This is a genomic window from Propioniciclava sp., from assembly GCF_029977985.1.
Lineage (GTDB): Bacteria > Actinomycetota > Actinomycetes > Propionibacteriales > Propionibacteriaceae > Propioniciclava.
Map to the genome: position 1 here is coordinate 1 of NZ_JARKOT010000204.1, position 12,449 is coordinate 12,449.

General features: G+C 72.3%; 11 protein-coding genes. 7 read left to right on the forward strand and 4 right to left on the reverse strand.

Annotated elements, in window-relative coordinates:
* Nucleotides 1-121: 121 nt before the first annotated feature.
* Nucleotides 122-1,522: an FAD-binding oxidoreductase gene (locus Q1K57_RS12005; RefSeq protein ID WP_300082929.1), complete on the reverse strand. Its 1,401-nt coding sequence runs from the start codon at nt 1,520-1,522 to the stop codon at nt 122-124.
* 177 nt (nt 1,523-1,699) lie between these two features.
* Between Q1K57_RS12005 and Q1K57_RS12010 the strand changes: the two genes are divergently transcribed.
* Together Q1K57_RS12010 and Q1K57_RS15780 are read left to right on the forward strand one after the other, a co-directional pair.
* Nucleotides 1,700-2,446, forward strand: a complete 747-nt coding sequence (locus Q1K57_RS12010) for a hypothetical protein (RefSeq protein WP_300082932.1) — start codon at nt 1,700-1,702, stop codon at nt 2,444-2,446.
* The gene (locus Q1K57_RS15780) at nt 2,388-2,759 is read left to right on the forward strand and encodes a hypothetical protein (RefSeq protein WP_366525372.1); all 372 of its coding nucleotides are present in this window, start codon (nt 2,388-2,390) and stop codon (nt 2,757-2,759) included. Before Q1K57_RS12010 ends, Q1K57_RS15780 begins: the two co-directional genes overlap by 59 nt.
* Here the strand turns inward: Q1K57_RS15780 and Q1K57_RS12015 are convergent.
* A complete protein-coding gene (locus Q1K57_RS12015; RefSeq protein ID WP_300082934.1) occupies nt 2,686-5,649 on the reverse strand; it encodes a bifunctional [glutamine synthetase] adenylyltransferase/[glutamine synthetase]-adenylyl-L-tyrosine phosphorylase in 2,964 nt (987 codons plus the stop codon). The two genes, Q1K57_RS15780 and Q1K57_RS12015, sit on opposite strands and share 74 nt — an antisense overlap.
* Before the next feature lie 72 nt (nt 5,650-5,721).
* Here Q1K57_RS12015 and Q1K57_RS12020 point away from each other — a divergent pair, with 72 nt between their 5' ends.
* From Q1K57_RS12020 to Q1K57_RS12040, 5 genes are read left to right on the forward strand one after another with little or no spacing between them, the layout of a single operon-like run.
* A complete protein-coding gene (locus Q1K57_RS12020) occupies nt 5,722-6,930 on the forward strand; it encodes a biotin/lipoyl-binding protein (RefSeq protein WP_300082937.1) in 1,209 nt (402 codons plus the stop codon).
* An 8-nt stretch (nt 6,931-6,938) separates the two neighbouring features.
* The gene (locus Q1K57_RS12025; protein ID WP_300082939.1) at nt 6,939-7,622 is read left to right on the forward strand and encodes an ABC transporter ATP-binding protein; all 684 of its coding nucleotides are present in this window, start codon (nt 6,939-6,941) and stop codon (nt 7,620-7,622) included.
* Complete coding sequence (locus Q1K57_RS12030; protein WP_300082942.1) at nt 7,619-8,839, forward strand: ABC transporter permease; 1,221 nt, start codon at nt 7,619-7,621, stop codon at nt 8,837-8,839. Before Q1K57_RS12025 ends, Q1K57_RS12030 begins: the two co-directional genes overlap by 4 nt.
* Nucleotides 8,839-10,752: a biotin/lipoyl-binding protein gene (locus tag Q1K57_RS12035; RefSeq protein ID WP_300082945.1), complete on the forward strand. Its 1,914-nt coding sequence runs from the start codon at nt 8,839-8,841 to the stop codon at nt 10,750-10,752. Before Q1K57_RS12030 ends, Q1K57_RS12035 begins: the two co-directional genes overlap by 1 nt.
* Nucleotides 10,749-11,054, forward strand: a complete 306-nt coding sequence (locus Q1K57_RS12040; protein WP_300082948.1) for a sterol carrier family protein — start codon at nt 10,749-10,751, stop codon at nt 11,052-11,054. Before Q1K57_RS12035 ends, Q1K57_RS12040 begins: the two co-directional genes overlap by 4 nt.
* On the opposite strand, the gene Q1K57_RS12045 is transcribed toward Q1K57_RS12040, so the two are convergent.
* Both Q1K57_RS12045 and Q1K57_RS12050 read right to left on the reverse strand, forming a co-directional pair.
* Nucleotides 11,055-11,624 carry a GNAT family N-acetyltransferase gene (locus tag Q1K57_RS12045; protein WP_300082951.1) on the reverse strand — a complete coding sequence of 190 codons (570 nt, stop codon included), beginning with the start codon at nt 11,622-11,624 and terminating at the stop codon, nt 11,055-11,057.
* A gap of 45 nt (nt 11,625-11,669) precedes the next feature.
* Nucleotides 11,670-12,449, reverse strand: a 780-nt coding sequence (locus tag Q1K57_RS12050; RefSeq protein WP_300082954.1) for a glutamine synthetase, incomplete at its 5' end; no start/stop codon positions are given.

The window sequence follows — 12,449 nt, forward strand, 5'->3', positions numbered from 1 at the left end:
TGGACGCCGAGCACCACCCTGGCCGGGGCGTGCGCCAGGTACTCGGCGATGATCGCGAGACCGATCTCGGACGTCCCGCCGAGCAGCAGGATGGATTGCGGGTTGCCGGTGGCGTCAAGCATCAGAGGAGCTCCAGTCGTCGGGCCATGTCGGAGGCGAAGACCCCGTGGGGATCGATGGCGCGCCGGGTGGCGATCCAGGCGTCGATCTCGGGGTACATGCCGTGGAAGGTCTCGGCGGTCGTCCGGCTGTCCTTGCTGGTGTAGAGGCGACCGCCGAACTCGGCGACGCGGGCGTCCAGGCGGCTCAGGAAGTCGGAGAGCCCCGCCTTGATCGGGAAGTCGACGCACACGTTCCAGCCGGGCATCGGGTAGCTCAGCGGCGCGCGGTTGCCGTCGCCGAACAGCTTGAACACGTTGAGGAAGCTGTAATGGCCCGAACGCTGGATGTCGCCGATGATGCTCTTGAACTCCGCCACCGCCGACGGCGGCACCACGAACTGGTACTGCAGGAAGCCGTGGCTGCCGTAGGCGCGGTTCCACTCGCCGAACATGTCGAGCGGGTGATAGAAGCCGGTGAGGCTCTGGATGTGGTCGGTGTAGTTGCCCGACTTGAGGTACCACGCCTGCCCGAGCAGCCCGAACGTGAGCTTGTTGGCCAGGCCGTTGGGGAACACATCGGGCAGGGTGAGGAACGTCTTGCCGCTGAAGTCGAGCGGGTCGGCGGCCAGCTTGGGGGCCAACTCGCGCAGCTCGTCGAGGGTGGCGAGGTTGCCGCGGCTGATCGCTGCCCGGCCCAGCTTGGGCGGCGCGGAGATGGCGTCGAACCAGGCGCTCGAGTAGTCGTAGCGTTCCTCGGAGCCGTCGGAGTGCACGGCGATGGTCTCGTCGAGCGTGTGCGTCACCACGCCGTCGGCCTTGAAGTACGCCGTCTCGGTGCGGGTCATCGAGAGCGTGGCCCGGAGGATGATGCCGGTGAGCCCGATGCCGCCCACCGTGGCCCAGAACAGGCTGCCGTCCGGGTCGTCGGGCGAGCCCGCGGGCGTGAGGGTGAGCACGCGGCCGTCCGCCACGAGCAGGTCCATGCTGAGCACGTGGTCGCCGAAGCTGCCGGCGCTGTGGTGGTTCTTGCCGTGGACATCGTTGCCGATCGCCCCACCCACCGTCACCTGCCGCGTCCCGGGCAGCACCGAGACCCACAGGCCGTACGGCAGGGCCGCCTTCATGAGCGCGTCCAGGCTGACGCCGGCGTCCACGGTGACCGTGGCAGCGTCGGGGTCGATGGCGTGGATGCGGTCGAGTGGCGTCATGTCGACGACGACGCCGCCGCCGTTCTGCGCCACGTCGCCGTAGCTGCGCCCGAGCCCCCGCGCCAGGACGCCGCGGCCGCGGCCCTCGGATCGTTCCTCGGCGGCGCGCCGGACGGCGTCCGCGATCACGGCGACATCAGGGGTGCTGATCACCTCGGAGACACTGGGAGCCGTGCGGCCCCAGCCGGTCAGGCGTGCGGTGGTGGTGCTCACCCGGCGAGCCTACTGCGGTGGCGCTCCCCCAGCGACGCCGGTTGCCGAGAACGTGACAGTCGATCCTCCGAGAGGGTGGGGGTGGGGGCGTCGAGTGACCAGCCTACGTCGGCGGGGTTGTCCACAGCTGGGGATGCGGGCCCGCAGGAGACCCTCCCGTTGCGCTGGAATGACCCCATGCACCCCCGACTCGACGAGGCACTGACCGCCGCCGGCGGCGTCCTGCTGCGCCGCCACCACCCACACCTGAAGGCGAGCATCGCCAACGCCGTGCGTCAGCGGCAGCTGATCCGCCTGCTGCCCGGCATCTACGTCCGCGCGCAGGACGCGACCCGGCTCGACGTGAAGTCGCGCGCGGCCTGCCTGGCCGACCCGAATGCCGTGGTCACCGGCGCCGCCGCGGCGATCCTCGGCGGGTGGGACCATCTCCGCCGCCCGGAGGAGGTGACGGTGGCGAGCGAGGGGTTGCGGCGCCCTCAACCCGGTTTCCGATTCGAGCGGCGCCGCATCGCGCCCGAACTCGTGCGGAAGGTGGACGGCGTGCGCATCGCGGTCCGGGCGCTGGCGGCGCTCGATCTGGCGGCCGAGGGCGGCGACTTCCACCTGGAGGACGCCCTGCGCCGGGGCGTCCGCGTGGCCGACCTGCGGCGCGCGCTCGCGCTCAGCCCCGGACGCCGCTGGTTCGACCCTGCGGGAGGTGGTGCATCTGCTGCGCGACGCACCGTGGTCGCCGCTCGAAACCGAGGCGCACAAGCTGCTCCGCCAAGCGCACGTGACCGGCTGGGAGGCGAACCGGGGAGTCTACGACAAGCGGGGGGAAACCCTGCTCGGGTACGGCGACCTCGTGTTCGCCGAGTTCCGGCTCGTGATCGAACTGAACGGCGACGCCTTCCACAGCGACAAGGAGGGCCGCGCCCGGGATGAGGCGCGCGACCTCCGGCTGGAGCGGGAGGGGTGGGAGGTGATCCGGCTCCGGTCGGGCTGGGTGTTCAGGCGGCCGACGGAGTTCGTGGCGGCCGTGCAGGACATTCTGCGCCCCAGGGAGCCGCGGCGTCGGGCTGCATTGGCTGCCCGCCGACGCAGGTCGGTCACTCGACGCCCCCACCCCCAGCCTTCCCAAGGATCCACTGTCACGTTTTCAGGGTTTCGACCGGCTCGACCAGCTAGGACAGGCCCCAGAACACCCGGTCCATCACGGCGCGGGCCCGGCGGGCGGCGCGGGCCCAGTCGTCGGTGAAGGCGGACGCCTCACCCGGCAGATAGCCCAGCAACGCGGCCAGAGCGGCCAGCTCGCGGGCGTCGGTGGGAATGGTGTCGGACGCCCGCCCGCGCAGCAGCATCGTGGCGTCCCGGATGCGGGTGGCGAGCAGCCAGGCGGTGCGGAGGTCGCGGGCGTCGGCCTCGCTGAGATGACCCGCCATCTCCAGCGCTTCGAGGGCCGCGAGGGTGCGGGGCGTCCGCACGGACGGGTCCGCGTGGGCGTGCTCCAACTGCAACAACTGCACCGTCCACTCCACGTCGGAGAGCCCGCCCGGACCCATCTTCACGTGCCGGCGTGGGTCCGCGCCCCGCGGCATGCGCTCGTTCTCCATGCGCGCCTTCAGCTTGCGGATCTCGGTGACCTGCTTCGGTGCCAATCCGTGCTCGGGGTAACGCAGGGGCGCGATCAGAGCGAGGAGTTCGCGCGCGAGCCCCCGCTCCCCGGCCCCGTGGGCGGCGCGCACGAGCGCCTGGGCCTCCCACGTCGACGACCAGCGCTCGTAGTAGGCGCGATACGAGCCGAGCGTCCGCGCGATGGGCCCGTTCTTGCCTTCCGGGCGCAGGTCGAGGTCGATCTCCACGGCCGGATCGGCGCCGGGTTGGCGCAGCAGGTCCCGCAGGCGCGTGATAACCCGGATCGCTTTCACGACCGCCTCCCCGTCGCCCTCGTCGCCGACGACGACCATCGCGTCTGCGTCCGAGCTGTAGGAAAGTTCCCGTCCGCCCCAGCGGCCCATCGCCACCACGGCCAGTCGCGGAGGATCCTCCACCCCGCGCAGGGCGACCGCGAGGGCGGCGTCCACGGTCGCCGTCATGACGGCGCTCAACGCCTCCCCCACCGCTGTCACGTCGGCGGAGCCGAGGATGTCGGCGACCACGATCCGCAGCAACTCCTGGCGCCGCACCGCCCGGATGGCGGCGACGGCGGCCGGGGCCGCCTCGTGGCGCCGGGCGACGGCGTCCATCTCGGCCGCGATCTCGGCCACCGCTCGGGGCTGGGCGCGCGTCCCCGACAGCAGCTGGACGGTCTGCGGAGCCCGCAGCAGCAGATCGACGGCGAAGCGGCTGGACGCCAGCACACGCGCCAGGTTCTCGGCCATCTCGCCCTCGTCGCGGAGCGCGCGCAGGTACCACGACGTGTCGCCGAGTGCCTCCGACACCTGCCGGAACGCGAGCAGGCCGTGGTCGGGGTTGGGGCCGGCGGCGAACCACCCCAGCATCGCCGGCAGCAGCTGCCGCTGGATCTCGGCGCGGCGCGAGAACCCCGTCGACAGGGCCTCGATGTGCCGCAAGGCCGCGGAGGTGTCGTTGAAACCGAGGGCACGCAGGCGCGTCTCGGCGGCGTCCGAGGTGAGCCGCACCTGCTCGGTCGGGATGCGCGCCACCGCCTCGAGCAGCGGCGAGTAGAACAGCCGCTGGTGCAACCGCAGCACGTGACGCGTGGAGGCCCGCCATGCGGCGACGAGCGCGGCCGCGTCGGCGAACCCGGTCGAGCGGGCGAGGCGCCGCAGGGCCACGGGGTCGTCGGCGGGCATGAGGTGCGTGCGCCGCAACTGGAACAGCTGGATGCGATGTTCGAGCACCCGCTGGAGGCGGTAGTACTCCCCCAGCGCCGGGCCGTCCGAGCGACCCACGTAGCCACAGGCCACAAGGGCGTCGAGGCCGTCGAAGGTGCCACGGACGCGGAGCCGTTCGTCCGCGCGGCCGTGCACGAGTTGCAGCAACTGGACGGTGAACTCGGTGTCGCGCAGGCCGCCGGCACCCAGCTTGATCTCGACGTCGGCCTCCCGCGCGGGGATCAACGAGATGACTCGCTTGCGCATCGCCTGTGATTCGGCCACGAACGCCGGGTCGTCGGCAACCGTCCAGACCCGCGGCGCCACCAGGTCGCAGAACTGCTGGCCGAGATCCCGGTCGCCCGCCATGGGCCGTGCCTTGAGCAGCGCCTGGAACTCCCAGTTCTTGGCCCATTTGGCGTAGTAGGCCCCCATCGATGCCAGTGATCGCACGAGGGGGCCGTTCTTTCCCTCGGGCCGCAGGTTGGCGTCCACCTGCCAGATCGTGCCCGCCGCCGTGTGCGCCGAGCAGATGCGGGCGACCGCGCCCGCCAGCCGCTGGCCGAGCGTGAGGGCACGAGCGGCGTCCACGAGGGGCTCGCCGTCGTCGCCGACGGCTGGTTCGGCGACGTGAATGACGTCGACGTCGGAGACGTAGTTGAGCTCGCGGGCACCCGCCTTGCCCATGGCGAGCACGGCCAGCCGGACGCCCTCGTGGCCGTTGGTCTCACCACGGGCCAGGGCGAGGGCGGTCTCGACGGTGGCGTCCGCGAGGTCGGCGAGCTCCCGGGCGATGTCGGGCAGCGCCTCGAACGGGTCGGCGGCGGCCAGATCACGCGCGGCGATCCGGAGGAGGGCGCGGCGATACGCCAGCCGGAGGTCGTCGGACCGGGCGGGGTCGGCGACCGGCGTGGGGGCGGTGGGGTCGGCGCCGACCGCTCGCAGCAGCTCGGCCCGCAGCGAGGCCGCGTCGTGCGCCCGGGGACCGCCGGCGAGGGCGTCCGTGGCCTCAGGGTGGACGCCCACGTGCTGGCCGAGCGCAGCCGAGGCGCCCGCGACGAGGGCCAACGCCCGGCGGCGCTCGGCGTCGGCGAGGATGGCCGCCAGGTGGTCGGGGTGGTCGTTGGCGAGGCGGGCGAAGGCGGCCAGGGAGAGGTCGGGGTCGGCGCTGGCCGCGACGTCGGCGAGCAGAGCGGTCACGGACTGTTCGCCCTGGACGGCGAACAGCGATTCGACGGACGCCAGCGCCGTACGGGTGTCGGCGAAGCCGCTCCGGGCCAGCCTCCCGGCGTGCGTCGCCTGACGGTCCATGGGGCGATGGTAGGCCACCGAAACGGTCGGAGAGCGGAGGTACGCTGGCCGCAGCGACAAGAAAGGCACCCCATGAGCGAGCACGCGCGGCGCGACGTGCCCCGGCGCGTCCGGTGGACCCGCGGTAGGGTCGCGCTCCTCGCCGCCGCCGTGCTGGCCGTGATCGCCCTCGTCGCCGGCCTGGTGCTGATGAACGCGCTGCGGACGCCGCCGGCGCCGGCCACCGAGGTCGTCCGGGTCACGCGGGCCGACCAGACGACCACCGTGACCCTCTCGGGCACCCTCAGCCCGCAGACCCAGGCGAACGCGTCGTTCGCGGTGCCGGGGACGGTCCGGACGATCGACGTGAAGATCGGCCAGCAGGTGGCAGCCGGCGCGACCTTGGCGACGGTCGATGACCGGGATCTCGGCAACGCCGTCGCGCTCGCGGAGGCGAACCTCACCGCCGCGCGTGCCCAGGTGCAGACGATCCGTGACACGTCGAGCGCGACGTCGGCGCAGATCGCCGCGGCGAACGCCCAGGTCGAGGCCATGCAGGCGTCGCTCGACAACGCCCGCAAGCGCCTCGCGGACGCCACCCTGACCTCCCCGATCGACGGCGTCGTCGCGCAGGTGTCGATCGAGGTCGGCGACCAGGTGAGCGGGGCCGCCGGGTCACTGGCGGGCACGGCGTCCGGGTCCAACCCGTTCGGCGGGCTCGGGCTGCCCACCGGCGTGACGGGACAGGCGGCGTCCGGCACGACCACGGGCGCCCAGGTCGTAGTGGTTTCGCCCGACGCGTGGAAGCTCGACGCGACCATCGGCACGGTCGACCTGCCGGGCCTTCGGACGGGTCAGCTGGCCGTCGTGACGCCAACGGGCACCGACACGCACGTGACCGCGGTCGTCGACACGGTCGGTGTGGTGGCCACAAGTTCGGGCGGCGCCGCGGCGACGTTCCCGGTCACACTGAAGATCACGCAGGCCGGCGTCCAGCTGTTCTCCGGGTCGGACGCCGACGCCATCGTCACTACCGACACAGTGGAGGACGTGCTCACCATCCCGAACGAGGCAGTGACCTACGCCGACACGGTCACCACCGTCACCCGGCCGGGCGGCACGACCACCGAGGTCGCTCTGGGGCGGCGCTTCGCCGGACGGGTCGAGGTGACAGCTGGGCTGGCCGAGGGCGACGAGGTCGTCGTCCCCGTGGGCGTCGCGGTCACCGCGCCGGCGCGGCCCCAGTTCGGCCCGAACGGCACGCTCGCGTCGCCGGACCCCACCGCCACGCCCAGCAGGTAGGGCCGACGATGAGCGCACTGCTGCAGATGGAGGGCGTCCGGAAGACGTATGCGACGGGTGCCGTCGCGGTCGAGGCGTTGCGCGGCATCGACCTGAGCGTGGAGGAGGGCAGCTTCGTCGCGATCGTCGGCCCGTCGGGGTCGGGCAAGTCGACGCTCATGCACATCCTCGGCTGTCTGGATGTGCCCACTCAGGGCCGCTACCGCCTCGGCGGCGAGGACGTCGGCCACATGAGCGAAGCGGAACTGGCAGACGTGCGCAACCGGCGCATCGGCTTCGTGTTCCAGCAGTTCAACCTGTTGCCGTCGATGACGGCGCAGCGCAACGTCGAACTGCCGCTCATGTACGCCGGTGTGCCCCGGGACGAGCGCGCCCAACGTGCCCGGGCGGCGCTCGAACGGGTCGGTCTCGGCGACCGCACCCATCACCGGCCGGGCGAGCTGTCCGGCGGCCAGCAGCAGCGCGTCTCCGTCGCGCGGGCACTCGTGACCGACCCCACCTTGATCCTTGCCGACGAGCCGACCGGGAACCTCGACTCGGCCTCGACCCGGGACGTGCTCGGCCTCTTCCACGAACTCCACGACGCCGGGCGCACCATCGTCCTCATCACGCACGAAGCGGACGTGGCCAAAGAGGCGCGCCGCGTGGTCCGGATCATCGACGGGCTGCTCACCGAGGGTGAGGCACCATGACCTGGACCGAGACCCTGCGCACGGCCGGCGAAGCACTCCTCGCGCGGCGGATGCGGTCCCTGCTCACGATGCTCGGCATCCTCATCGGCATCGCCGCCGTCATGCTGACCGTGGGGCTGGGCGAGGGCGCGCGCCTCGAGATCACCCGCGAGATCAACCGCCTCGGCTCCAACCTGCTCATCGTGATGCCGGGCGCCCCCACGAGCAACGGCGGGGTGTCGTTGTCCGGGCTGTCGCTGACGATGGACGACGTGGTGACTCTCTCCGATCCGACCGTGGCGCCCGACATCGTCGGCGTCGCCCCCCTCATGTCGACGCGCGCGACCGTCTCGTTCGGCACCGAGTCGGCCACGACGACGATCACCGGCACCACGACGGACTGGGAGACCGTGCGCAGCCGGAGCCTCGTCGACGGCCGGTTCTTCACCGACGCCGAGTACGGCGGCGCCGAGCAGGTGGCCGTGCTCGGCCCCTCGACCGCGGCGACGGTGTTCGGCGATACGCCTCCGGTCGGCCAGTCGATCCTGGCCAACGGCCAGTCCTTCACGGTGGTCGGCGTGCTGGAGGCCGTCGGCGCGAACGCGATGACGAACGACGACGACCTCGTCCTGCTGCCGATGACGACGATGGCGCAGCGGATCGCGGCGCCATCGTCGGCACGGAACCTGTCCGCGATCTACGTCGCGGCGCGCGACGACGCGTCCATCAGCTCGGCGCACCAGCAGATCACCAAGGCGCTCGTGGTGGCCCACGGCACGACGAGCGCCGACCAGGACTTCTCGATCATGACGTTCCAAGCGCTTCTGACGGCCATGAACACCATGACGGGCGTGCTCACGACCCTGCTGGGCGGGCTCGCCGCCATCTCGTTGGTGGTCGGCGGCATCGGCGTGATGAACATCATGCTGGTCTCGGTGAGCGAGCGCGTCCGCGAGATCGGGCTGCGCAAGGCGCTGGGGGCGACTCCGGGGCTCATCCGGCGGCAGTTCCTCGTCGAAGCCGGCATCCTCGGACTGCTCGGCGGGGCGATGGGGGTCGCGCTGGGACTGATCGGGGCGGCCATCCTGACGCCGGCGCTCGGCATCGAGGTGTCCATCAGCCTGCCCGCGACGCTGCTCGCGCTCGCCGTCTCCCTCACGATCGGGATCGTCGCCGGCGTCTACCCGGCCTCCCGGGCGGCGAAGCTGGCCCCCATCGACGCCCTGAGGAGCGAGTGATGCAGCAGCGGCGGCGCGTCTTCCTGGGTGCCCTCGTGGGGGCGCTCGCCGTGGTGCTCATCGGCTGGGCCGCCTGGCCGCGCGAGGCCGAAGCCGCCTACGTCACCGCCCCCGCCTCCCGCGGGAGCGTGACCCAGCAGATCACCCTCGTCGGCCCCACCGAGCGCGAGAGCCAGGCGGTGCTCACGTTCGACACGCCCGGACTGGTCACGGCGGTCCTGGTCGAGGTCGGCGACCAGGTGGTCGCGGGCCAGCAGGTGGCCACCGTCGACGCCGCTCCGCTGCGGCTCGCCGTTCTGCAGACGCGTGCCGCAGTCGCCCAGGCCGAAGCGCAGTTGGACGCCGACCTCACGGCCCGGGCGAACTCCACCGACCGGGTGGCCCTCGGCACCGGCGGCGTACCTGTGCCGTCCGCGTCCGCAGGAGCGACGCGGGGGGCGTCCAGCGGCGTCAGCGGGCTCGGCGCCGGCGAGCCGCCGGCTTACGTGGGCGAGCTGACCGCCTCGCTCACCGCGGTGCAGCAGGCCATCGCCGCCCAGCAGCAGGTGTGCACGCCGGTCTTCGCGACCCTCCAGCAGCTTCGGGACGCCGGCGAGTCCGTTCCGGATCTCCCGACCGCATCTCCCCTACCCCCCGAGGTCACGACCCTGCCCACGCCCGCCGCGTCCACCCCGATCTCGCCCACGGCCACGCCGGACCCCTCGGCCAGCGTGAGCCCCGGCCTCACGCCCTCCGCGGAGCCGACGCCCACGGCCGCCACCGCTCCGACGGGGGAACCCGGCGCCGTTCTTCCCGCACACCCCACGGCCTGGCCCTCCGGCCATCCGACGCTACCGACGAGCCTGCCGACAGCGCTCCCGTCGAGCCTGCCGACGGCCTTCCCCTCGGGCCTGCCGACCTCGATCCCCACCGGCCTGCCCACGGCGTTTCCGCCCACGCCGCCCTCCGGCCTTCACCTGGAGAACATCGCCGGGTTCCTGACGGGATTCCAGGCGTGTTCGGAGTCGATGGCCGCCACCGCGCAGGCGGAGGGGCGCGCGGGAGCCGCGATCCTGACCGCGACCCAGGCGATGGCGCAGGCGAACCAGCAGGCCGCCGCCGGGCTCGCCACCGCCCAGGCCGAGCTCCAGGCGGCTGCCCAACAGGCGGCCGACCAGGCGATCGCCGCCGCCCAGCAGCAGATCGCCGACCAGATCGCGGCCCTCGCGGGCGGTGCTGTGACCGACGCCACTATCGCCCGCGACCGCGCCACGTTGCTGCAGGCCCGCCAGCAACTCGAAACCGCCGAAACGAACCTGACCGCCGCGACGCTCTCGTCCCCGATCTCGGGCACCGTCGGCGCGCTGGACTTCGTGGTCGGCGAATCGTCTGCTGGGCGTTCGGCCACCGTCGTGGGCCCGGGGTCGGCGAAGCTCACCGTGGAAGTGCCGCTGTCGGTGCGCGGGCTGGTCGCGCCCGGCACCGCGGTGTCGGTGGGTCAACTGGCCGCTGCGCACACGCTGGCCGGGCAGGTCACGACGGTGAGCGTCCTGCCGTCCGGCACGGGCGGCACGCCCCACTACAGCGCGACCATCCTCGCCGACGACCCCGACGGACTGCTGCCCAGCGGCGCCTACGCCGAGGCAACGCTCTCCCTGCGTACTGCTGCCGACGTGCTCACCGTGCCGATCTCGGCGGTCACCAAAGTGACCGACACGACCGCCACCGTCGAGGTCGTGCACGCGGCGCGGGACACCGAGGCAGAGACGCTCACCGTGGTCACCGGCGCCCACGGCGGCGGCCGCGTCGAGATCGTCTCGGGTCTCACGGAGGGCCAGCTGGTCGTGCTCGCCGACCGGCGCCTGCCCGTTCCGGGCGGTCTCCAGCAATACCAGTCGATCCGGGCGTCAGCGAGCCCGACGCCGACCCGATGAGCCCCCGCGATCCGGACGCCGTCCGCACGGCTGCGGCCGTCCGATCCAGCCTCAAGGAATTCGCCGCCGCCCACCCCGGACGGCTCGTCGAGGTGCGCGTGCCTCCCTGGGGAGCCGTGCAGGTGGGCGTCCCCGAGGCGGCGTCGGTGCACCGGCGGGGCACACCGCCCAACGTGGTGGAATGCGACGCCACCACCTGGCTCGCCCTGGTGGATGGCTCGCTGACCTGGGCTGCCGCCGTCGCCACCCACCGGGTGCGCGCCAGCGGCGTCCATGCGGATCTCGGCCCGCTGCTGGGGTGATCAACGCCGCGTGTCGAGGTCGACGACGTCGGCATCCGGACGCCGTCGCAGCCGGCACAAGATGCCATCGCCGGCGCCGAACACGACGCCCGGCAGGGCGAAGTCGCGCGTGACCTCCTCGAAGCCGAGGGCGGCGTGTAGGTCGCGGGAGGCCCGATTGGACGCCGCCACCACGTAGTAGACCTCGTCGGCATGGCTGAGAATGCAGTCGATGCGTTGCTGGGTGAGGCGCAGGCCGAGACCGCGCCGGCGGACGGACTCGTCGACGACGACCCCGCTCAGGTACCAGCCGTCCGGTGCCCCGTGCCCGCCGGACTCCACCGGCCGCAGGTAAGAGGCCCAGCCGAAGCCCACGACCCTGCCGTCGAGCTCGGCGACGACCAGGCAGTTGTCCTCGTTCGACACTTTCCGGTGATGGATGCCCACCCAGCGCTCCGTCGGCTCACCCTCGCGGTAGGCGGCCAGGCGCCCGGTCTGCTCTGCGTCCTGCGCCGAACCGGGCCGCACGACGGCGTCCGGGAGCGGAATGCCGTGGGCCTCGGGTTCATAGGAGGCGAAGAGGGTGTGCATGGTGAAGCCACCCTGTCACACCCGCGCGGTGGCTCCGGCGGCGTCTCAGAGCGACGGTAGGAGCTTGCCCAGCTCGAGCGGCGTGACCTGCCTGAGGTACTGTGCGTACTCGGCCTTCTTGTTGCGAAGAACGAAGTCAAACACGTGTTCGCCCAAGGTGTCGGCGGCGAGCTGACTGTTTTCCATGGCTCGGACGGCCGCGTCGAGGCTGTTCGGCAGTGGCTGGATGCCGAGGGCCGCCCGCTGCTTGTCGGTGAGCGACCAGACGTCGTCCTCGGCCGGGTCCGGCAGGACCATCTCGTTCTCGATCCCGGACAGCCCGGCGTTGAGGATCAGGGCGAAGGCGAGATACGGGTTGACCGAGCTGTCGAGGGAGCGCAACTCGATGCGCGCGGAACTGGCCTTCGTCGGCTTGAACATCGGGATCCGCACCATCGCCGACCGGTTGTTCTGGCCCCAGCAGATGTAGCTGGGCGCCTCTCCCCCGCCCGCGAGCCGCTTGTAGCTGTTGACCCACGGGTTGAGGACGGCGCTGATCTCCGCGGCATGGTGCAGGAGGCCGGCCACGAAGTGACGCCCCGTCTTGCTGAGGTTGAACTCGCCGGCGGCGTCGTAGAACGCGTTCGTGTCGCCCTCGAAGAGCGAGACATGGCTGTGCATGCCGGAGCCGGGCTCGTCGGCGAGCGGCTTGGGCATGAAGGAGGCGAAGAGGTCCTGCATCACGGCGACCTCCTTCACCACGACGCGAAACGTCATGATGTTGTCGGCCATGGTGAGCGCGTCGGCGTACCGCAGATCGATCTCCTGCTGGCCGGGGCCGCCCTC